Source organism: Photobacterium sp. 53610, assembly GCF_036409375.1.
Classification (GTDB): domain Bacteria; phylum Pseudomonadota; class Gammaproteobacteria; order Enterobacterales; family Vibrionaceae; genus Photobacterium.
Genome location: NZ_JAXOFS010000004.1, coordinates 142,200 through 164,862, shown reverse-complemented (window position 1 = coordinate 164,862; position 22,663 = coordinate 142,200). Strand labels below are relative to the sequence as shown.

At 47.1% G+C, this 22,663-nt stretch carries 21 protein-coding genes; 15 read left to right on the top strand and 6 right to left on the bottom strand.

All coding sequences use genetic code 11. The annotated features are described in order from the left end of the window. Positions 1–87 precede the first annotated feature (87 nt). The gene (locus SPK40_RS12885) at positions 88–1,011 is read right to left on the bottom strand and encodes a LysR family transcriptional regulator (RefSeq protein ID WP_217393666.1); all 924 of its coding nucleotides are present in this window, start codon (positions 1,009–1,011) and stop codon (positions 88–90) included. 127 nt (positions 1,012–1,138) lie between these two features. Between SPK40_RS12885 and SPK40_RS12880 the strand changes: the two genes are divergently transcribed. From SPK40_RS12880 to SPK40_RS12835, 10 genes are all read left to right on the top strand, one after another. Further along, entirely contained in the window at positions 1,139–2,056 is a 918-nt protein-coding gene (locus SPK40_RS12880; protein ID WP_330960719.1) for an alpha/beta hydrolase, read from the top strand. Positions 2,057–2,183: 127 nt separating this feature from the next. Continuing rightward, positions 2,184–2,471 carry a DUF1330 domain-containing protein gene (locus tag SPK40_RS12875; protein ID WP_330960718.1) on the top strand — a complete coding sequence of 96 codons (288 nt, stop codon included), beginning with the start codon at positions 2,184–2,186 and terminating at the stop codon, positions 2,469–2,471. 55 nt (positions 2,472–2,526) lie between these two features. After that, the gene (locus SPK40_RS12870; protein ID WP_248143728.1) at positions 2,527–3,165 is read left to right on the top strand and encodes an SDR family oxidoreductase; all 639 of its coding nucleotides are present in this window, start codon (positions 2,527–2,529) and stop codon (positions 3,163–3,165) included. Between the two features lie 179 nt (positions 3,166–3,344). After that, on the top strand, positions 3,345–4,175 hold the full coding sequence (locus tag SPK40_RS12865) for an SDR family oxidoreductase (RefSeq protein WP_330960717.1): 831 nt from the start codon (positions 3,345–3,347) through the stop codon (positions 4,173–4,175). Between the two features lie 90 nt (positions 4,176–4,265). Continuing rightward, positions 4,266–5,399: an NADH-dependent flavin oxidoreductase gene (locus SPK40_RS12860; protein ID WP_330960716.1), complete on the top strand. Its 1,134-nt coding sequence runs from the start codon at positions 4,266–4,268 to the stop codon at positions 5,397–5,399. A 178-nt stretch (positions 5,400–5,577) separates the two neighbouring features. Continuing rightward, positions 5,578–6,705, top strand: coding sequence for a low temperature requirement protein A (locus tag SPK40_RS12855; RefSeq protein ID WP_330960715.1), 1,128 nt, complete (start codon positions 5,578–5,580; stop codon positions 6,703–6,705). A gap of 294 nt (positions 6,706–6,999) precedes the next feature. Beyond that, positions 7,000–7,914, top strand: a complete 915-nt coding sequence (locus tag SPK40_RS12850) for an alpha/beta hydrolase (RefSeq protein ID WP_330960714.1) — start codon at positions 7,000–7,002, stop codon at positions 7,912–7,914. A 60-nt stretch (positions 7,915–7,974) separates the two neighbouring features. Next, positions 7,975–8,913, top strand: coding sequence for an alpha/beta hydrolase (locus tag SPK40_RS12845; protein ID WP_248143843.1), 939 nt, complete (start codon positions 7,975–7,977; stop codon positions 8,911–8,913). 97 nt (positions 8,914–9,010) lie between these two features. Beyond that, a complete protein-coding gene (locus tag SPK40_RS12840; protein ID WP_330960836.1) occupies positions 9,011–9,676 on the top strand; it encodes a flavodoxin family protein in 666 nt (221 codons plus the stop codon). Further along, positions 9,663–10,553 (top strand): AraC family transcriptional regulator, encoded by an 891-nt coding sequence (locus tag SPK40_RS12835; protein ID WP_330960713.1) that lies wholly within the window; start codon positions 9,663–9,665, stop codon positions 10,551–10,553. The genes SPK40_RS12840 and SPK40_RS12835 overlap by 14 nt, the downstream gene beginning before the upstream one ends. A 451-nt stretch (positions 10,554–11,004) precedes the next feature. On the opposite strand, the gene SPK40_RS12830 is transcribed toward SPK40_RS12835, so the two are convergent. Next, entirely contained in the window at positions 11,005–11,910 is a 906-nt protein-coding gene (locus SPK40_RS12830; protein WP_248143735.1) for a LysR family transcriptional regulator, read from the bottom strand. Between the two features lie 265 nt (positions 11,911–12,175). Between SPK40_RS12830 and SPK40_RS12825 the strand changes: the two genes are divergently transcribed. From SPK40_RS12825 to SPK40_RS22995, 5 genes are all read left to right on the top strand, one after another. Further along, positions 12,176–13,084, top strand: a complete 909-nt coding sequence (locus SPK40_RS12825) for an alpha/beta hydrolase (protein WP_442957577.1) — start codon at positions 12,176–12,178, stop codon at positions 13,082–13,084. A 269-nt stretch (positions 13,085–13,353) separates the two neighbouring features. Then, positions 13,354–13,989 carry an SDR family oxidoreductase gene (locus SPK40_RS12820; protein ID WP_330960711.1) on the top strand — a complete coding sequence of 212 codons (636 nt, stop codon included), beginning with the start codon at positions 13,354–13,356 and terminating at the stop codon, positions 13,987–13,989. Between the two features lie 45 nt (positions 13,990–14,034). Continuing rightward, complete coding sequence (locus tag SPK40_RS12815; RefSeq protein ID WP_330960710.1) at positions 14,035–14,700, top strand: NAD-dependent epimerase/dehydratase family protein; 666 nt, start codon at positions 14,035–14,037, stop codon at positions 14,698–14,700. Between the two features lie 10 nt (positions 14,701–14,710). After that, positions 14,711–15,763, top strand: coding sequence for an NAD(P)-dependent alcohol dehydrogenase (locus tag SPK40_RS12810; RefSeq protein ID WP_330960709.1), 1,053 nt, complete (start codon positions 14,711–14,713; stop codon positions 15,761–15,763). Between the two features lie 203 nt (positions 15,764–15,966). Beyond that, positions 15,967–16,245, top strand: coding sequence for an LmrA/YxaF family transcription factor (locus tag SPK40_RS22995; protein WP_442957573.1), 279 nt, complete (start codon positions 15,967–15,969; stop codon positions 16,243–16,245). Between the two features lie 272 nt (positions 16,246–16,517). On the opposite strand, the gene SPK40_RS12805 is transcribed toward SPK40_RS22995, so the two are convergent. Genes SPK40_RS12805 through SPK40_RS12790 form a run of 4 tightly spaced genes read right to left on the bottom strand, consistent with a single transcriptional unit; the run spans position 16,518 to position 22,579 of the window. Next, a complete protein-coding gene (locus tag SPK40_RS12805) occupies positions 16,518–18,515 on the bottom strand; it encodes an ATP-binding protein (RefSeq protein WP_330960708.1) in 1,998 nt (665 codons plus the stop codon). A 2-nt stretch (positions 18,516–18,517) separates the two neighbouring features. Continuing rightward, positions 18,518–20,122 (bottom strand): carboxyl transferase domain-containing protein, encoded by a 1,605-nt coding sequence (locus tag SPK40_RS12800; protein WP_248143740.1) that lies wholly within the window; start codon positions 20,120–20,122, stop codon positions 18,518–18,520. Beyond that, positions 20,110–21,303, bottom strand: a complete 1,194-nt coding sequence (locus tag SPK40_RS12795) for an MFS transporter (protein WP_248143741.1) — start codon at positions 21,301–21,303, stop codon at positions 20,110–20,112. Before SPK40_RS12795 ends, SPK40_RS12800 begins: the two co-directional genes overlap by 13 nt. Position 21,304: 1 nt before the next feature. Next, positions 21,305–22,579: an aminotransferase class I/II-fold pyridoxal phosphate-dependent enzyme gene (locus tag SPK40_RS12790; RefSeq protein ID WP_248143742.1), complete on the bottom strand. Its 1,275-nt coding sequence runs from the start codon at positions 22,577–22,579 to the stop codon at positions 21,305–21,307. Between the last annotated feature and the right edge of the window lie 84 nt (positions 22,580–22,663).

Here is a 22,663-nt window from a genome sequence, read left to right as displayed (position 1 = left end):
AGCAATCATTTTAAAGGCAATCTAATTTCGTGTGGACAGGCAGGGTTGAGGATAAAAAAATAGCCCCAGTATTTTGGGGCTACATTTTTATGGCGTGAAAAGTTCCCGCTTTTCTATCAGAAAGTCCATGAGAACTCTGATTTTTTTCGGCATCTGTTCACGTGAAGGAACATAGAGGTAAAAGCCAGGGAAAGGTTTGCACCATGGGGTAAGAACTCGCGTCAATCTTCCATCTTTTATGGGCTCTTGTACCCATAGATCAATGTGCTTAACTAATCCTACCCCCTGAATTGCGGCTTGGAGCATACTGTTGTCATCATTGAACACCGCATTGCCTTTAGGTTCAAAGACAACGGTATGACTGTCAGAGCCTGGCGCCGTCAACGACCAATGATCGAGTGTGCTACTGGAAGTAAATCGATAGGCGAGGCAGTTGTGCATCTCCAGATCTTTGGGGCTTTGCGGAATCCCATTTTTTTTCAGGTACTGAGGGGAGCCCACGATTGCCGTCGTCAAAGGGGGAGTGATGGGAACGGCGACCATATGTTCATCCAAACTTACCCCCAAGCGGATACCAGCGTCCAACCCATCTGCCACGATATTTGTGAATCCGTCGTCCATCATTAACTCCAACCGTATCTTTGGATAACGTGACAAAAACTCACCAATATGTGGCTCGATAAGAAGTCTGGCGGCAGTCCTGGATGAACTGATACGTATCAGTCCAGACGGTTCAATGTGGGAATCATTTAACTCGTTAACGACTTGCTCAATGCTTGTCAGAGAAGGATGCATAATATCCAGTAGACGTTGCCCCTCGTCTGTCAGTGACATATTACGAGTGGTGCGATTCAACAACCGCACCTGGAGTTGCTGTTCCAGCGCTTTGAGATGCTGCGACAATGCAGCACGCGTTACCCCCATTTCTGAGGCGGCTTTCGTAAAGCTTCGGTGGCGAGCAATGTGAGCAAACCACGTCAGTGAAGAGATAAGAGAAGGTTCAATAGGCATTTGTTTAGTTTAACTTAACACTCATGTGTGTGAAACGATATTTATCATATACAGTTCGTTCACTAAGATTGCTTCAAGTTTACGTCATCCTAAGACGAACGGTGAATCGCTACAGGAGCAATGAGATATGTCTAAAGTCACTTTCAAAAACCTAAATGGTCAAGGCGTCGAGATTTCTGCTGAGATCAACTTCCCACGCAATTTTGACGAAAGCAAACAGTATCCAGCCATCGTTGTTTCCCACCCTGGTGGTGGCGTGAAGGAGCAAACGGCGGGTCTGTATGCCCGAAAACTTGCAGAACACGGCCTCATTACCATTGCGTTTGACCGCTCGTATCAAGGTGAAAGCACTGGTGAACCGCGCCAATTGGAAAACCCTTACGTAAGCACTGAAGATGTCAGCGCTGTGGTGGATTACCTAACCGTACTGCCTTATGTCGACAGCGATAAGATTGGTGCAATGGGTATCTGTGCCGGCGCGGGTTACAGCGCAAATGCGGCAATAAATGATCGTCGTATTAAAGCTTTGGGCATGGTGAGTGCCGTGAATATTGGTCAAATGTTCCGCAATGGCTGGGACAATACTGTGGCAGATGCTGACGCAGTGGGTTATCTGGAGTTCGGTTCGAATGCACGTACTACAGATGCAAGTAGCGGTGAGTATGCGATCATTCCACTGGCTCCGATGCGTGAAGAAGATGCTCCCAATGCGGAGCTACGCGAAGCATGGGAATACTACCATACACCCCGTTGTGAACATCCAAACGCACCGGGTTTCGCACTGACACGTAACCTGAATCAGATCATCACCTATGACGCGTATCACAAGGCGGAAGCTTTCCTGACTCAACCAATTATTGCGATTGCAGGTAGCGAAGCTGGCAGCAAATGGATGAGTGATGACCTTATTGCTCGTGCGGCCAGCAAGAATAAAACGCTCTATGTTGTTGACGGTGCCAATCATATGTCTCTTTACGACGTACTACCGTATGTCGATGAAGCGGTAGCGCAGTTGGCTCCGTTCTTTAAAGAGACGCTGAAGTAATCGGTAACAGAGATCGGGCAGTGGCTCAATTATCGGAGCCACTGTCCACTCTTGGTCATGTAGCGGCACGCAAATTGGACTGATAAGCCGTTGATACCCAAGCTAAATGCATTTTGAGGAATATTAAATGTCAACGTTCATTGTTTTTACTCGGGAAAGCACGCAAGACCAAGAGGCGTTGGATACCTATATGGACTTGGTCGGCCCAACCCTTGAAGGGCATACAGTTAACGTGCTCTCGTCTTACGGAGCATTGGAAACATTAGAGGGTGAAGAACCTGAGGGTGTGGTCATTGTGGAATTTTCAACGAAAGCCGCAGCACGTGCTTGGTATGACAGCCCGGCCTACCAACAGGTTGTGCAATACCGCTTTAAAGGGGCTAAGTACCGAGCGCTTATGGTTGATGGAAACTAAGTTTTTCTATGAAAGCAGGGGATACATCTAAACGATTGTGATGAGGAAAAGTGATATGAGTAATGTTCTTGTACTTGGTGCCAGCGGGCAAATTGCGCAGTGGGTTGTGAAATCATTGAATGAGCAAACAACCGTAAATCAGACGTTACTGCTGCGTACCCCCAAAAAACTCGCCGATATTGCTTCAGAGAAGGCGAAAGTTGTTGTGGGAGATGTGTTAGACCGAGCACTGCTTAAATCCGCGATGGACGGGCAGGATATTGTTTATGCCAACTTAGCCGGTGATGATCTCGATGCCCAGACAGCCGCTGTGATCGACGCAATGCAGGAAACTGGCGTGAAGCGTCTGATCTTCGTGTTGTCTCTGGGGATCTACGATGAAATCCCAGGCAAATTTGGCGAATGGAACGATGCCATTATTGGTGAGCCGCTAAAGTACTATCGGCGAGCGGCTGATGCAATCGAAGCGTCGGGTTTGGATTACACCATTCTGCGTCCGGCTTGGCTGACTGATGAAGACGAAGTGGACTATGAAATCACAGCGAAGAATGAAGCATTCAAAGGTACGGTCGTGTCACGAAAAAGTGTCGGTGATCTTATTACGCAAGTCATTCTAAACCCAGCGACTTATGTGGGTGCAAACCTCGGTGTCAATAAACCGAATACCGACGGCGATAAGCCCTATTTCATGTAAGAGTAAGCACGCTCTGCGTTGACGAAATACCTTTCTGGTCAGCGCGTTCATTCTCACTGTTATTTATATGTGCACGTCTTTTGGGGCGTGTACTGGAGCGCTAATGTCTTCCGTTTTTGTTGACGAAGATATTCCTGAATGACGGTACGTTTTTACCCTTATTTTACTGAGGAGAAATTATGACTCGTATTTGGTTTGTCACGGGCACGACCCGAGGTATGGGAACAGCCATCGTTAAAGCCGCTTTGGATCAGGGTGATAAAGTCGTGGCGACTGGCCGCAATATAGCGCGTCTTCGGAAGCTCTTCGCTAACGTACCCACAGATCGCATCGAATTTTTAGAGTTGGATGTCACGAGTGAGCCACAGGCTCAGTCTGCAGTCAACGAAGCCGTAAAGCGTTTTGGTCGTATCGATGTGTTGGTCAACAATGCTGGTTATTGCTTATTGGGACGTTTTGAGGAAGCAACGGCACAGCAAATTGAAGCCCAGTTTGCGACCAATCTATTTGGCATGGCCAACGTATTACGTGCGGTGCTGCCAGTGATGAGGCGCCATGCCAGTGGGCGGATTTTTAATACGTCTTCGATTGCCGGCGTCAAAGCGGTTGCCAATGCGACTTTCTATTCCGCTTCAAAATATGCCGTTGAAGGGATGACTCTGGCTTTAGCTGATGAGGTCGCACCGTTGGGCATTCAAGTGACGGCGATTGAGCCGGGCTTTTTCCGCACCGAGTTCCTCAATGATCAGTCGGCGAAGTACGGTCAAAACCACATTGACCATTACGAGCCTTATGGCAATGCACGCGACCTGCTTGCTGCAGCCGACGGCCAGCAGCAAGGTGACCCAGCCAAGTTGGCCCAAGTGATCGTTCAAGTCGCTAATTTAGAAAAGCAGCCACGGCAACTGTTGATAGGCAATGACGCAATTGATTTCGTGATGCCTTCGTTAGAGGCACGAATTGCAGAAACTCACGAGTTCGCAAGCCTTACGCAATCGACCGATTTCTAGCACACGTTAGTGGCGGTTGAGTGAAACTCAATCCCGTGATTATGAATGGGTTACACCAATAGATAGTGTTTTTAGAGGTTATAGACAGAAATGAAAGATGCATTATTTCAACCCTTTAAGTTCGACAATGGCGTGACATTGCGCAACAGAGTCGTGATGGCGCCAATGACGACTTGGTCATCCAATCCGGACGAAACCATCTCCGATGAAGAACTCATGTACTACCGCGCTCGTGCCCAGGGCGTGGGTTTGATGCTAACCGGATGCAGTCATGTTCAACCCAGCGGGATTGGATTCACCGATGAATTTGCCGCGTATGACGATCGCTTTATTCCCAGCCTGAGCAAACTTGCGGATGCCGCCAAAAGTGGCGGTGCGGTCGCGGTGTTACAGCTGTTCCATGCGGGTAACAAAGCGGTTCCGGATCTTATTCCGAATGGCGAACTGGTCAGTGCCAGCGCGGTTGCTGCCCCGAAAGGGCCATTTAACGACGGTAAATTGGCAAGTCGTGAGTTAACAGAAGCAGAAATTCTGGAATTGATTCGTGATTTTGGCCAAGCCACGCGTCGAGCGATTGAAGCGGGTTTTGATGGGGTAGAGCTGCATGGTGCGCATGGATTTCTGATTCAGAACTTCTTGTCGCCACTCTTTAATCAACGCAATGACCAATGGGGCGGCTCTCTTGAAAACCGTATGCGTTTTCCTCTGGAAGTGGTGCGCGAAGTCCGTCGTGTGATCTCTGAACACGCTCGCCGCCCTTTCCTGTTAGGATATCGCATTTCACCAGAAGAACCAGGTGAAGGCGCATTGCGAATTGATGACGCGTTGGCCCTTGCGGAAACATTGGTCGAAGAAGGCAATATCGATTTCTTGCACACTTCGCTGTACAGCATCATTTCAGGTCAGTCTCAGGATGACACCAGTGGTAAAACGACAGCTCAACGCTTTATCGAACGTGTAGCTGATCGGGTTCCATTGATGGCTGCAGGCGAGGTTCGCACTCCTGATGAGGCTCGCAGTGTGCTTGACATCGGGATGCCGCTCGTTGCGGTCGGGCGCAGTTTGGTGATGAACCCAACTTGGGTCGAAATGGCGCAAGATGGCCGTGATCAGGATATTCGCACGGCGTTAGATCTGGCTCACAACGCCGAAGAGCTGCAAGTACCAGCGAAGTTATGGGAAGTCATCAAATCGACGCCAGGGTGGTTTCCAGTTCAATCCTAATGTCGAGTATTTATCATTGCCTTTTGTCCAATGGCCCTATTGATTAGGGCCATTTTCGTTTTGTAAGTCCTTCGGTGACCGCCTATGATTTAACGTATTCAAACCAAGCGCTGTATGATGAAATTCGAAGTAAGGGTTCAGTGACTGAGGCCTTTTAAAAGTCCGTAGGAATTCCGCGATGCAAAAACGAGAAGACTATGAAATTGCGCCTTTGGAGCTGTTTTTTGATCTCATCTTTGTTTTTGCTCTAATACAACTATCGCATCATCTTGCTGAGCATCTAAGCTGGCGAGGCTTTGCAGAAACAGTGACCCTGCTCATTGCTGTACTTTCTGTTTGGTCTTATACCAGTTGGGCGGCCACAATGATTCCGGTGTCCAGAGCAACGTGTACCATGATGCTGTTATTGGTCACTATGCTTGGACTGATCATGAACGCTGCGATCGGTTTTGCCTTTAGTGATGCCCCCTGGAGTTTTGTTCTATCCATGTTATGCATTCAGATTGGCCGCACAATCTGGACGATTACCAATGCCCCAACCAAAGATTATAAACAGCACTTTAAGGCACTATTGATATGGCTTCTATTTGCCTCGCCGTTGTGGGTTATGGGGGCACAGGCTGATTCAGATACACGGCTTTTCTGGTGGGGCGCCGCGGTCTTCATTGACTTACTGGGTTCTTACCTCGCTCACCCAACGCCAGGACATCGTTTAAACTTTGAACAACTTCCTTTCGATGCGGGACATATGCTTGAGCGGTATAACCTTTTCATCATTATTGCGCTTGGTGAAACAATCTTGATGACGGGAGCATCCATAGCGAAAGCCCCTACAGACTTGATGACAATATTTACGGGCTCTTGTGCTTTATTGATTACCATTTCACTTTGGGCATTGGCATTTGGCTCGATTCAAAAGCATGCAGAAGCGCACGCGATCCTTACGATAAATCCCGTTCGAATTAGTCACTATGCTATGAATGTCATGACGATAATGGTAGCCAGCCTAATTGTGTTGGCGGTCGGGAACGAAAAAGTTGTCCATCATCCTGTCGGTCATGCAGCCTTATCCACTGGTTTAATGATTTCGCTTGGGCCTGGAGCCTTTCTGCTCATGCAAGGTCTATTTCTTAAAAGTATGCTAAACATCAAGTCGAATTTGCATTGGTTCGGAGGGATTCTGACGGGGTTATCGGGTTTATTGATTCTTATTCTTCCACCTTATTTTGTCATTTTTATCATAGGGTTTGTGCTTACCTGTTTTGCGATTTTGGACTGGCATAACCGGCATCAATCGATGGAGTGAACCCTGTGCCAACACTAAATTTTTGTTGAATTGCACAGAGGAGATAGTTTGAGCTTGAAAGAATATCTGTTATTTATCAATGCTTTATGATTTCTCTGTGCTGGGAGTTACTTAAGAAAGATTTCATGCTTCGTTATTTCAGGCATAAAAGGCAAATCAGGCAAATAGCTCGTCATTTTAGGCAAACATACCAACTGTCACCTACCTATACTAGTCCTATGTCAGGAGCTGACTTCAATCCCTGGTACATCAATTCCTCCTGATAATGACGAACGCTAGTTAGGAGCAATCCAAATGAACAAAGTCTACTTCCCAAACACAAACGGTCTGGATATTACGCTAGCCGGACTGATTAACTTCCCTGCAAACTTTGACGAAAAAAAACGCTACCCAGCGATTGTTGTTTCGCACCCTGGTGGCGGTGTCAAAGAACAAACAGCAGGTACGTATGCTAAAAAGCTGTCAGAACAAGGCTTTATAGCCATTGCGTATGATGCTTCTTATCAAGGTGAAAGTACGGGGAATCCTCGTCAACTGGAAAACCCTCATGTACGTACAGAAGACGTAAGTGCGGTTATTGATTACCTAACGACTCTGGATTACGTCGATAACGATCGCATTGGTGCGATGGGAATCTGTGCCGGTGCTGGTTATTCCGCCAACGCCGCGATTAATGATCGTCGTATTAAGGCTGTTGGTACCGTGAGCATGGTTAACATTGGCCAAATGTTCCGAAACGGTTGGGACAATAATGTCAAAGACAGCGATGCCATTCCTTATCTTGAAGCCGGTTCTGGTGCGAGAACCGCAGATGCGAGTGGTACCGAGCCTGCGACAATGCCAATGGCTCCAATGAAAGAAGAAGATGCACCCAATGAAGAACTGCGTCAGGCCTGGGAGTATTACCATACCGATCGTGCGGCCTACTGTACTGCACCTGGTTTCGCGACCGCTCGTAGTTTGACCCAAATCATTGCCTATGATGCGTTCTTTAAATCGGAAGCTTTTTTAACTCAGCCTCTGCTGACGGTTGTTGGTAGCAATGCAGGCAGTAAATGGATGAGTGATGACCTGATGGCTCGTGCTGCGAGCAATGATAAACAAATGTATATCGTTGACGGAGCGAACCACATGGATCTTTACGACGGAGAGTCTCCGATTGCTGAAGCAATCGGTGTGCTGGCACCATTCTTTCAGCGCACGCTGTAACCACAAGCCAATCAATTATGAAGGCTCAATGTCATGAGCCTTCATGTCAGGAGTTGAATGATGAACATCAAAAAAGTGACCTTCCGGAATGCTGATATGGCCTGGGATATGGCTGCGTTAGTCCTGCTTCCGGACGGTTTTGATGAATCAAAACGTTATCCGACCATGATCAGTGTCCACCCATTTGGGAGCTGTAAAGAGCAAACATCCAGTGATGTATATGGCAAAGCTCTGGCGGAGTTGGGTTATGTCGTCATCGCCTTTGACGCCAGTTTCCAAGGAGAATCAGGTGGTTTGCCTCGTTACGTGGAAGACCCAACTCAGCGAGTTGAGGACATCAGCCGCGTGATCGATTACGCGGTGACATTACCTTATGTCGATGAAACCCGAATCGGTGGATTGGGGATCTGTGGCGGTGGTGGTTATATTCTAAACTCGGCACTGACAGAAAAACGTTTAAAAGCCGTGGTTGGTATTACGCCAGTTAACGTTGGACGTTTGTTCCGTGAAGGGTTTAGTTTGTATAACCCAATCGGCGCTCTTGAAGCCATGGCGGCGCAACGCACTGTAGAAGCCCGTGGCGCTGAGTTGCAAGTGAATGAACTTTTACCGCCAAGCCTTGAATTTGCCAAAGAAAATGGTTTGACTGAACGCGATGTTTTTGAAGCAACTGATTACTATAAAACACCGCGAGGCCAGGCTGAAGGTGGCGCAACACGTATGTTGTTCTCTCATGCACAAAAAACGTTAAGTTGGGATGCATTCGCTTTTGCGGAAACCTTGTTGACGCAACCAATGATGGCAGTGGTTGGGCAGAAAGTTGGGGCGTTCGGAGCATTTCGTGATGGGCAGGAGATCTATGGCAGAGCCGTAGCGTCGAAAGATCGCAAACTGGTCGATCTGGAGAACTGGTCACATTACGAACTGTATGACCACCCTGAAGCGGTGGGACAGGCGATGGATAAAGTGGCGCCGTTCCTGGCTGAATATCTCAAATAAATGACCCAATTGCGTTCTTCGAATGTTCGAGGAACGCATGATTTTCATTGGTCGCAATCAAACGATTGTTCTTTTTAATACTCATGGGATGGCAGCTATGGTTCGCTGGATAATGGTTCTCCTGTTTGCTCTGGCCATCTTGTTGTTTGTTGTGGCCTTTGTGGTTACGCGTATTGAGAATTCGCAATATGCTGAAAACAAGTCGTATAAGGATAAGTGGTCTGGGGCGGAACTACGAGAAACAACGACGGCGATCGTCGTATTTTCGCGCTCTGGGAATACCGGGGTACTGGCAGATCATATTGCGAATAAAACCGGTGGCGATGTCTATGAGATTCTGGCTGAAAAATACCAGCTTGGGATTCCTGGTTTAGTCAGCGCATTAAATGACGCGAGGAGCGATGTTGCCGAAATTACACCGGCTCAGATCGATCTTACCCAATATGACATCGTGTATTTGGGCTCGCCTATCTGGTTGTACAGCCCGGCAACTCCCTTATGGCAATTCGTTAAAAATAATGATTTTACTAGCAAACATGTAGTTCTTTTCAATACGTTTAACAGTAAATTCGAGCAACATTTTATCGATGAATTTGAAGCGCTAGTGCGCTCAAAAGGGGCGATCAGTTTCACTCATCAATACGTAAAACGTGGACGAATGGGGGGACAGATTTCATCGCAGGAACTAACCCAACGGTTCGATGAAAAATACGATAATGAAAGTGTAAGCGAAATAGTGGGTGATAGTGATGAACAACAGTAAGGCAAGTCAGATTCTGGTGGAGCAAGTGCAAACGTATAGCAGTAATGAAGGTAGCTATACGACGGAAATACCGGGATTAGAAGTTCATATCCGAAATACCCCCACTGCGCCATTGCATTGTATTTATAGCCTCGGATTCTCGCTAATCCTGCAAGGCAGTAAGAAATTGGCGATTGATGACATGCAAGTGCCCGTGGAAGCTGGTCAATCGATGCTGACGACATTTGATACTCCAATTATCTCACATGTCACTGAGGCGACGCGGCAGCAGCCTTTCCTGGCGATCGTGTTAAAACTGGATTACGACCTGATCATGCAGACGTGTGCGGAGCTGAAACTCGAAAAGCCAGACTGTAACTTTGATTACCAACCTATTTCCATACAGAAAATGGACGATGGGATATACCGAACAATGAGCCGTCTTTTGGAGTTAGAGCAAGAGCCGGAGTATCTTCACAGTTTAATTCCGTTGATTAAAAAGGAACTCATTATTAGGCTGTTGCATGGGCCAAATGGTGTGCAATTGCGTCATATTGTCTCAGTGGGTTCTCCCAGCAATCACATACTTAAAATTGTGACCTGGATGAAGAAAAACTTCACCCAGACAGTGGGGATGAATGAGTTGGCAGGTCAGGCACATATGAGCGCCTCTAGCTTTAGATTGCATTTCAAAGCATTAACCGGAAGCAGCCCGCTGCAATACATGAAAAACCTGAGGCTGCAGGAAGCGCGAGAACAGATGCTGTTAAATGGTCTGGATGCGAATCAGGCAAGCAAACTGGTTGGTTATGAAAGTGCATCCCAATTTAGCCGCGAATACAGCCGTTTGTTTGGTCTTCCACCCCAAAAAGACATACAGCGTCTGCGTCAAAATTAGAAGTTTGAAAAACGCCGAAAAGAACGAACATTAATATTTGTCTGTAGTTTCGACTCTTTCAATACGTGTTGAGAATATCCACAGAGATGAGAATTCTGACAGTCTGAAAGAAAAAATCTTACGCACGCTGGAACAGATGTTAAGCGAAGGGAAGGTTATGTCACCTTATGCTTCATTTCTATGTCAGCTGATGGTGAAAGCAACAGCGTTTGTAGTTTGTACGATAAGCCGATAGATCTTCCTCCGTTCCCGACATCATTTGCAGTATAAGCTGACATAGTCACTTCATTACGTAAATCAATGACATTTCAGTCCTGAAGCGCACTTCTGCGTGTTGTTTGTCTCAGCTTAGATTTGCCCCATTCCGTGCTAGAAACATCTAACTATCATTTCCCATTATTATGTTTTGACCTACGTTTATTATGCAATGAAGTGTCTACCTGGTGGTGTTTCACCAGAGATCTCTTTTCTCCTTTAGAAAATCAATAAGTATACGAGTTTTGGTTGGCATATTTTCACGTGATGGGACGTATAGGAAAAAACCAGTGAACGGCGAGCACCATTCATTTAGCACTCTGACTAATTTACCGCGCTCTATATGCTCTCGAACAGCAAAGTTTATATGCTGTATTAGCCCTATACCGTTTACCGCAGCTCTAATCATTCCTTCATCATCATTGGTAATAAGTTTGCCGTTAGGTTGAACTTCAAAATCCCCGCCATTCGGATCCGTAAATTCCCAGGAGTACAAAGAGTGGCTTGTTGAATTTCTAAAGCCTAAGCAGTTGTGATTAACGAGTTCAGATGGTTTGGTCGGGATGCCATATGTCTCAAAATACTGAGGTGAGCCTACTACCGCCATTTCCAACATCGGAGTAATAGGGATCGCTACGACATGCTCTGCCAGAGACTCCCCCAATCTTATGCCTGCATCGCACCCATCAGCGATTATATTGGCTAATCCGTCATCCATAATTAGCTCGATTTTTAACTTCGGATAACGGGTTAAAAATTCGGCTAGATGAGGCTCTAAAATGTACTTTGCTACAACTCTGGAAGTGTTGATCCTTAACAGTCCTGTAGGCTCGTCATTGATTTGACCTATGTTTCGCAGCGCATCCTCTATTGACCCAAGTGCTGGTTGCAGACTTTCATACAATAAACGCCCTTCTTCTGTAAGGGACATATCTCTGGTAGTTCTGTAGATCAACGTGACGCCTAATTTCTGTTCCAGAGTTTTTAGGTTTTGAGACAGGGCAGCCCTAGTAACCCTGAACTCTCTAGCCACTTTAGTAAAGCTTTGTAGCTGTGCAATGCGAACAAACCACAAAAGTGCTGGTAATAGTGATGGTTCCATATATTTCGCTCAATTGTTAAGTATTGCTTAATTCTGTGGTCATCATTATGCGCTTGTTGTATCCAAATAACAGAACTATATTTAACTCAGTTTCCGGTGACCTAAGCTTGACGAAAAGCTCCTAGAGTTGAAAAAGCCGTCTTATGAGATTCGTTTACGGAAATGAACCCAAAAGAGGTGATTTACAAAATAGTGGCAATAAATTTTGCCTGTGAATTTCCTTGTAAAACAGCTTTTTAATGAGGAATTTATTGTGAAAAGTGTAATGGTAAAAAACAAATACTGGGACATTGCTGCTGACATTTACTATCCGCCAGGCTTCAGTGAGGATATTAAGTATGCTGCAATCATCAGTGCTCATCCGATTGGTAGCTGTAAAGAGCAAACTTCGGGTGAAGTATACGGTGCGGCTTTGGCAGAAGCGGGATTTGTGGTCATCGCATTCGACGCAAGTTACCAAGGCGCAAGTGGCGGAGAGCCTCGCTATATCGAAGATCCAACACAACGAGTCGAAGACTTCAGAGTTGTTACTGATTACTTAGTGACACTGCCATATGTTGATGAAAACAGAATCGGTGTGTTGGGCATTTGTGGCGGCGGTGGTTACGCTATCAATGCTTCAATGACAGAGCGTCGTATTAAAGCAGTCGGTACCGTTACTGGTGCAAACTATGGCCGATTAATGAGAGAAGGTTTTAGCGGCTTTGACCCTATCAGTGCAATGGAAGCCATGTCAGCTCAACGTACCGCAGAGGTACGCGGTGAACAACTTCGAGTTGATGACTTATTGCCTCCATCTCCAGAAGAAGCAAAAAATCTAGGTCTCGTAGAAACGGATTTAATGGGCGCAACTGAATATTACCGTTCAGATCGTGGTCGCAAACCAAACGGCGTGAACCGTTCTCTGTTTTCTCATCAAGCTGCAGCGGTGGGCTGGGATGCATTCCACTTGGCTGAAGTCCTATTGACTCAACCTCTTATGGTTGTGGTCGGCGACAAAGTGGGTGCTTTTGGTGCATACCGTGACGGCTGTGAAATCATCGGTCGAGCGGCGTCAAAGAATAAAGAGTTAGTGGAACTACAAGGCTGGTCTCACTATGACCTTTATGACAAACCTGAGCCAGTACGTATGGCGCTAGAAAAGCTGATCCCGTTCTACAAAGAAAACCTATAGTTGAAAAGCAGCACTGTGTTATGAACACGCAGTGCTGCGAACAATAGTTTAGTCATCCATCCCTTTCTAAAAGGGGCTTCATTACCACCGCAGCGATTACTGGTGATTCGTTTCCAACTCAGAATCGATTTACAAATATCTTGTGTGCTGACTGTGGTTAACGTTGCATTAAAACACTGATGTTCAACAGTGACCATTGTCTTAATCCTCTCACTGGACAGCATGCCGTAGTTGATACAACTCACTCATAGATATCGCAGGTGTATGAAATGAAAAAAGTACTGATTTTGGGCGCTAACGGACAAATTGCAACTTGGGTTGTAAAAATGCTCGCGCAGCGACAAGACATTGAACAAACCCTCTTTGTTCGCGACCCAAGTAAGTTGAGCTTTACGCTTCCTGCAAATGCTCAATTAATTGTTGGAGATGCTTTAAACCCTAAAGGCTTGTATGAGGCGATAAAAGGCCATGACATTGTTTACGCTAACCTAGCTGGGGAAGTGGACGCACAAGCTAAAAATATCGTTTCAGCAATGAATAAAGCGGATGTGAAGCGTCTGATCTTCGTGAATTCCTTAGGTATTTACAAAGAAGTGCCGGGGAAATTTGGTGTATGGAATCAGAATGAAATTGGTAAGTATCTCGGCCCATATCGCTCCGCAGCCGATACGATTGAGGCCTCGGATCTTGATTACACCATTCTCAGAGCCGCATGGCTAACCGATCACGATGAAGTCGACTTTGAAGTCACCCAACGCGATGAGCCATTCAAAGGCACGATTGTGTCACGTAAGAGCGTGGGGGCTCTCATCACCGACATCATCGACTCGCCAGAAACGTGGTCTCGCGAAAATATTGGCGTTAACAAGCCGAACACTGACGGTGATGTACCGGTATTAGATTGATTTTAATTGGTATTGTGTAATTAACGGTTTCTTTCTGGAGAAGATATGAAGCTAATAATATTTGGGGCTACTGGCATGGTGGGGCGAGCAACTCTCAGAGAATGCCTTAATGCACATGATGTGACAGAAGTTCTGGCAATTGGTCGAAGTAAATTAGAGGTTGAGCACCCTAAATTAGACAGTCTGATACTCGACGATATGTTCAATTATGAAGGATTGACGAACAGACTTTCTCAATTTGATGCATGTTTATTCTGCTTAGGTACTTCAATTGGTAGCAGTACTGAAGAGGAGTATTTAAACCTGAATCAGACCTTGCCTTTGACGGTGGCTAAAGCGATGTCTGAGGCGAACCCTGATATGAGTTTTGTTTATATCTCCGGTAAGGGTACGGATTCAAGTGAAACAGGAAAAGTGGCTTGGGCACGCATAAAAGGAAAAACGGAAAACGACTTGCTGAAAATGCCCTTTAAAGCCGTTTATTTGCTTAGACCAGCGTTGATCATTCCGATGAACGGAGAAGAGTCTCAGGAAACCACATATCGACTACTGTATCGTTACACCGGCTGGTTAATGCGTTTAGTGCGAGGTGCTTTCCCATCGATGATCACCGACAGCGAAAAAGTAGGAACCGCTATTTTGAACTTACTGAGACGAGGGGAAAGTTCAGTGGTGGTTGAGAACCAAGATATAAATATCATCGCCAAATAGGTAGTAAACAATGAATTCAAAAGTTAAGGGATATGCCGCGCACTCACCTGAGTCTGATCTGATACCGTACTCGTTTGAGCGTCGAGAGATTCGGGCTGATGATGTTGAAATTGACATTTTATACTGCGGTATCTGCCATACGGACATTCATCATGTGCGTAGTGATTGGGGAAAGGAAGAATACCCAATGGTACCCGGCCATGAAATTATCGGTCGGGTGAAACGAGTAGGTAAGAACGTCACAAAATTCAAAGTCGGGCAGGCTGTTGGTGTAGGTTGCTTGGTGGACTCTTGCCAAGCATGTTCATCGTGTTCACATCACCAAGAACAGTACTGTGATAACCTAGTCACCACTTATGGAGGGCGTGACCGTTTCGATGGCTCAATAACCTACGGCGGATATTCTGAAAGAATTGTTGTCTCAGAAAACTTTGTACTGGATATCCCTGAAAACCTCAATTTAGCTGGCACTGCCCCTTTGCTTTGCGCGGGCATCACGGTTTATTCACCGTTACGACGTTGGAAGATTAGAGAGGGAAAAAAAGTAGCAATCGTTGGACTGGGTGGATTGGGTCATATAGCGATCAAGCTGGCAAAAGCAATGGGTGCAGAAGTAACGTTGTTTAGCCGTTCAAAAGGCAAAGAAGAAGATGCTTATCGCCTTGGTGCAGATAACGTTGTTATCTCCATTGATGACGCTCAGATGCAAACTGTGAAAAGTACATTTGACCTGATTATTGACACCGTTCCTTACAATCACGATGTCAATCCATATATCAACACGCTAGCGCCAGACGGCGCATTGGTTCTGGTTGGTTATTTTGGTCCGTTAGAGCCAGCGGTTCAATCCGGTCCATTAATTGCCCGTGGAAAGAGTTTGACTGGTTCTCTTATTGGTGGTCTAGAAGAAACTCAACAAATGCTCGATTTTTGTGGGGAGCATAATATCGTTGCAGATATTGAGATGATTAACATCCAAGATATAAATGAAGCGTTTTCAAGACTATTAAAAGCAGACGTAAAATATAGATTTGTAATTGATATGGATTCTTTGAATAGCTAGTCCCTTAATTGCTTAGGATTATTAGGCCTAGACTTGGTTCGACATAGAAAAGCCGTTGTTCATTGTTAACCTGAGAAGGGCGCAAGTAATCGGGCAGTAGGTTTGTTGAATCAATGGCTAACTCAATAGATAAGTTCTGCGCTTAATCATAAATTTTATAGAAATGTTTAAGGTTTTAAGATACTTATTCTAATCTATCGTGCTTGTGTTTTGTTGCTGCGGCGATTGAAGCGCCTCAGGAAGAGGAAGGGGAGCCGGTTAAAGCTGCTGTATCACACGTGTTCAGTCACTGGCAGTCGCTGATGACGAATCATCTTATCGCTCACGGCCATTCAGCTTCATCGGCACAAACAAGTGCGTTGAGTATTATCGCGAGCATTGAAGGGGCCGTGGTGCTGTGCCGAGCACATCAAAGTATTTATCCGTTGGATGCTATTTTAGAATGCCTGCCTAAAATGGTGGAATGTCGTTCGGCATCGTAATTGTGTATTGAAAAATCGCATTGGGCAGCTGTGCCTTCCGGCTTCATTGGTTGTCTTGATAAGCACAAGATGAGATGTCCCCCCTGAAATTCAAACGTGCAAATGTTTAGAGCTGCATCTCCTTCTCATGCCTATTATGCGCAAAGTTAGTTTTCTTATTTTTCGAGCCAATTTGATTACCTTGCAGCGCTGTCGCTGGACCAATCAATAAAATCAACGAAACCATGGGGGAAATGGCTTGAACTGCCGTTCAAGCCATATGAGCTCAGAAATCACGCCTTGGATTCGGAGGGGATATCATTGATTTTCAGCAAGGTATCACCTTTGTTTACGATGTCTCCGGTGAGGGCGTTGAGGTGGGAAACCGTCCCTGATTTTTGCGCAAAAATGGTCGTTTCCATTTTCATCGCTTCGATAATGATCAGGGGCTGGCCAAACTCAACGTGTTGCTCATTTTCGACGAGAACCGCGACAATGACGCCTGATATATCTGACTTCGCGGTGTCGGTTTGGCTGGATTGAGAGCCAAACTGATTCGACGCAGGTGTGACTGTGAAAAAAGCCCCTTCAATTTGAATCAGGTAGCGTCCCGCTTCGATCATGGCCTGCCATACGATGGCGCCGACAGTGCCTGACAACAGGTGATCGTTGCGTGAATGCTCGTGGGAACAACGGACACTGAACTCTTCTTCCTCCACAGTAATCACAGACTTATTTGCACTGGCGGAGATCACACAGGGTTGATACGGCGTGTTTTCGACGTCAAAGTGCAGTTTGCCGACGTGTGCTTCACCCAGCTGACGTGGTAATGCAGCCCCGGCGCGGGCGACCCATGGCGTCTGGGTGATATGTTTCAGCGAGTTGCTGAGCTGGAGGCAGGAAGCAACCGCAACCGCAGAGCGGATCAGCATTCCATCGGCCTGACTGTCTAAAAATGCTGAGGTGAAACACCGATCCGTTAAATCGGTACTGATGTCATTTTTCACAAAGTCCGGATGGGAAAGAATAAAACGCAAAAAGTCAGTATTCGATTTGACACCCAGAATGCTCGTGTGTGCGAGGGCAGCTAACAGCTTGCGTCTTGCTGCGTTTCGATTGGCGCCATAACTGATGATTTTGCCAAACATGGGGTCATAGTAGCTGGAAATCGTGCCCGTTTGAGAAAATGCATGGTCTACCCGCACCTGACCCGGCCATTGCACATTGAAAACCGTGCCTGGAGCGGGCTTGAAATCCTGATAAGGATCTTCAGCATAGATCCTCGCCTGAATCGCGTGTCCATGGACACAGACATCTTCTTGTTTCAGCGCTAACGGCTGATTCGCGGCGATACTGATTTGCAGTTCGACCAAATCAATCCCCGTGATCTCTTCAGTGACCGTGTGTTCGACCTGAAGACGGGTGTTCATTTCCATGAAGTAGAATTGATCCTGATCGACGATAAACTCGACCGTCCCCACATTACTATAGCCGGCGTTCTTAACGGCATTGACTGCGGCATTGAGGTATTGATTGCGAACATGCTCACTCAAGTGGGTCACGGGTGCTTCTTCGATGATTTTCTGGTGGCGTCGCTGAATTGAGCATTCCCGGTCGAAGATATGAATGGCATTTCCAAAATGGTCACAGGCGACTTGGACTTCAATGTGCCGGGGTGACTCGACATATTTTTCAAGCAGTAAACGGTTATCACCAAACGCAGTCATCGCGACTCGAAGTGCTTCGTCAATGGCTTGATCAAGCGCGCCTGATTCATGCACGATGGTCATGCCTTTACCGCCGCCCCCCATCACCGGTTTGATGATCAGCGGATAACCGATACTCCGGGCGTCAGTGATCAATTGCGCTTTGTCAGATGTCCCCTGAAGAGAACCGGGCAACACAGGCAAACCCGCCCGAGCCATGATATCTTTCGCGATCGATTTATTGCCCATGAGGCCGATCATTTCGGAGGTCGGTCCGATCAGCGTGATGTTTTGATCTTCTATTGCCCGGGCAAATTCTGCATTTTCGGATAAAAAGCCATAGCCGGGGTGCACCGCATCGCATTCTGTGTCAATGGCGGCTTGGACGATTTTCTGTATATTCAGGTAGGTGTCCAGCGCCGCGCTGCCTTCCAGATGGACGCATTGCACGGCATGTTCCAGGTATTCACTTCCTTTGTCTTCATCGGAATACAGGCCGACATAAGCAATGCCCAGCTCCTGACAGGTTCGGGCAATTCTTTGTGCTATTTCACCCCTGTTTGCGATCAGAATTTTATTAAACATGGTTACATCCTAAATATACCAAAGTGAGTGTCTTCAACATCCTGTTGCTTACTCAGAGACAAACAGATTGCCAGCCATTCCCGGGTTTGTGCTGGTGAAATGACGGCATCAGCGTTCATTCTCGCACCGACATAGAGGGCCGAGCCTTGACGTTCGTACGTATCGATAATGGGTTGCATGAATCGCTGCTGTGCAGATTCATCCATCTCTTCACCCATGCGCTGGCGCTTTTCCTGTTCCATCATGAGCATCACTTTTGCAGCTTGAACCCCGCCGACAACTGAGGTCTTCGCGTTTGGCCACATGGCCATAAAATCAGGCTCCATGGTGCGCCCGCACATCGCTAAATTACCGGCACCATAACTGCCGCCGATCACCAGGCTGATTGTTGGCACCCGCAGGCAAGAAATAGCGTTGACCATTTTAGCGCCGTGCTTGGCAATGCCGCCGGCCTCATATTCTTTGCCGACCATAAACCCATTGATATTGTGGATAAAAATAATGGGTAAATTGCGTTTGGCGCAGATGGCCATAAAGTTCGTGGCTTTGATGGCACTTTCAGAGAACAGGACACCGTCATTGATAATGATGCCGGCAGCATAGCCACCAATATGACCGGTGCCACAAATGATGCTTTTACCAAAATTGGCTTTGTATTCGATGAGCTCGCTGCCATCCAGTAGCCTTGCCAGAATTTCCCGGGCTAAAATCGGCTTTTTGGGATCCCGGCTGATGAGATAAGGGATTTCCTCGAGCGAATACGCGCTGTCACGGGGTTCAATGTCCGGGCCGCAATCCGGCTCATTGTGGTGGCATCTGCTGACGAGATCTCTGACCAGGTGGAGTGCGTGCGTTTCGTCTTCTGCAAAGTGATCCGCGACTCCGCTGACTTCAGTATGCAGATGCGCGCCGCCGAGGGATTGAGCATCGACTTCGACACCGGTTGCAGCTTTCACGAGCTGTGGACCACCGAGAAAGATCGTCCCGTTTTCTTTCGTGATAATGGTTTCATCGCACATGGCTGGGATGTAAGCCCCACCTGCGGTACAGGAACCCAGCACGGCAGAGATTTGAGCGATGCCCAGGCTAGACATCTCAGCAATGTTTTTGAAGATTTTGCCAAAGTGGTGTTCACCCGGGAACAAATCGTCCTGAAGCGGCAGGAAAACACCTCCCGAGTCAACCAGATAGATGCAGGGCAATTTATGCTTTCGGGCGATATGCTGCATTCTCAGGTGTTTTTTCAAGGTCACCGGATAGTAAGTACCGCCTTTCACCGCAGAGTCGTTGGCAAAAATTGCGCATTTACGACCGTTGATGACTCCGACGCCAGTGACAATCGCAGCGCTGGGAAGCGGTTGATCGTAAACCATGTATCCGGCGATTTGCCCCACTTCAAAAAACGTCGTACCGGCATCAATTAACTGGGCGATACGCTCACGGGGAGAGAGCTTTCCCCGGGATTTTTGCTTGGCGCGGCTGGGAATATCATAAGCGAGCGCTTCACTTTGGGCTTCGTAAAAACCCGCTAAAATGGCGTTGTAATTGTCAAAGTTGACGTTTGCTTCTTCAGACTTGAGGTCCAGTGTGGAAATTAGTTTAGACATGCTGTTTGCTCTTTTCTTGTGAACCCCAGGGTGAAAATGACAACCCCCATAATCGCGACCCAATACGTCCAGCTGTGGCTGTGACCTGCGCCAACCGCCAAGGCTGCGGCAACCCCTGCCATGGATTGCTGCAAGAAACCACACAGGGCAATACTGTGTGCGCCGCTGTGAGCAGAATTGCTTGCCGCCAGAGACATACTGTTCGGAAAAATCACAGCCTGGCCAAAGATAATCAGCAGATACAAAGCGATGTAGCTACCGACAAGGATCTGGCCTGGTATTGATTCACTGAACAGCCAGATCGTCAGCATGAGCAGGGCGCCTGTCAGAAGGATGTATGCCCCTCGATTCATCAGCTGTTGGCTGCCGACTTTGGTGACATAGCGTTTGACATACAGAGATCCCAGGAAGTAAGTCACGCCAATCGCGAGGCCAAAGAAGCCAAACAGTTGACCAGAGAGTTGCAGGTCATGATCGAAAATAAATGGGCTGACTTCCTGTAATGTCACAATCGTGGCAAAACCCAGTCCCCCCTGGGTACAAGGAATGAGGAATCCCCGGTCCTTCACAATTTGCATGTAACTCGCACTGGATTTTGGCTTCTGCTGGTCACTTTGGGCTGGCCCTTGAAGTTGCAGCTGAGTGATGGCGAGCAAAGAAAAAGCAGCGATGGATGACAAGATTAAAAATCCGATGCGCCAGTCGCTGTACTGGGTGAGCAATGAGCCGATAAACTGGCCGATGCCCAGTGCAGCGATAAATGCCATCGATAACAAAGACAGCTTTTGCGTGAGCGCATCGCCATGCCAGTAGTCTCTCACGATAATCCGGGCAATGATCGCAGCGCCGCCAGCCCCAGCCCCTTGTATCACCCTGGCAATCAATAAGCTTTCGAGAGACTGGGTAAAATAAAGAACGAGACTGGCCGTAATGAATACGATCAGCGCCATTGAGAGAGAACGTTTCCGGCCGTATTTTTCTGCAGCATGCCCCCAGTAAATCACGGGCAGCGCTGCACCAATCACAAAGAGTGAAATGGACAACTCAGCGGAGTGACGGCTGATCGCCAGTTCACCAGCGACTTGGGGTAAGGCCGGTAAATACAGGGTGGTGGCCATCTGTGCCATTAAAACTAACGTACAAGAGAGCAGTATGACGATTCGGTTACTTTGACTAAGCATGTTATGCCCCATATTTTTGCTTGAGCTGATTCAGTACCAGTGAAAACGCACGGATCTCTTCATCCTGCATGTTCGAGCGCAGCATAATTCTCAAGCCAGCTTTTCCGCGTGCAATCACCGGGAAAAAGATCGCAGATGTATAGAAGCCTGAGTCGAGTAAGCCACGGGCAATGTCGATGGTGGCTTGTTCGTCACCCAGCGAGACAAATCGAATCGGCAGGCCATCGCCACGTGCTTGTGTCTCGACCAGTTCATCAAACAAATCGACTTTGGCGGCTAATGTGTTTTGTAACTGATTGATCGTGCCGTCTAAGTGAAGTTCTGTGGAGGCAATAATGGCGCCAAGACCCGCCGTGTTGATGCGCTGGGACCAGGTGATTGGACCGCCATATCTCGCCAGTAAGTTTCTCACTTTATTGTCTGGGTTCTTGCGGAAGAAAACGGCGCCGCCAGAGGCTCCGAATCCTTTATTCAGAGAGGCAATGAGTATCGTCTTCTCGTTCAGTTCACCCGTCTCACTCAATACCATGCCTACGCCATTGTGGCCTTTTGTAGACAGGCCGTGGGCTTCATCAATCAGCAGAAACAGACCATATTTGTCCTGTAATTCGAGCAGTGCTTTGATTGGGGCAGCCCCGCCAGTGCTGTAGATCGAATCTGCGACAAATGCGACTTGACGGTGCTGTTTACAGATATCTTCCAGTGCCTCGATATCGTTGTGATTAATTGTGATGATTTCCGTTTCATCTGCACAAATCGGCTTCATGTAGTTCAGGCAGAAGTGAGCATGCTTATCAAAAACCATGACTGGCGGGACGTTGTTGGTGAGTGCGCCTGATGCGAGTAATGGAAGTGTTGCCGCCGCGGCCGCTGCACAGGAGGGCAAAGTGAACACATCTGAGTTTGTTAGCTCACCTAACCGGGATTCTGCTTGATTCAATATCTCGTATTGCACTCTGATTCTTGATGTTGAAGAGTTGAGTGCGCCCGTGGACTGAATCCCCTGGATGGCACCTTCGAGGATTTTCGGGTGGCTATCCAGTCCAAGATAGGAGTAAGACGACATGTTGATGAAACGCTGTTGGCCGGGAACAGTTTTGTGAGCGCCGTTACCTAAATTTTCACTGATGATATTAGCGAGCCCATTATTGTTGGTGACATCCCAAAATCCATTACTGATGTCGATTGACTTTTTTATATTTGTATATTTATTCATAACCATTCCTTGTTGCTTTATTGTCAGGTTGTTCAGGCTTTTAAAATCAAAAAAACTCAATTGACGTAATTGTCAATTGAGTGGTAGTGAGTTTTATATTTTTGTGAATTTGTGTTAGCCTGACAAGCAATCTTTTCTTACCGG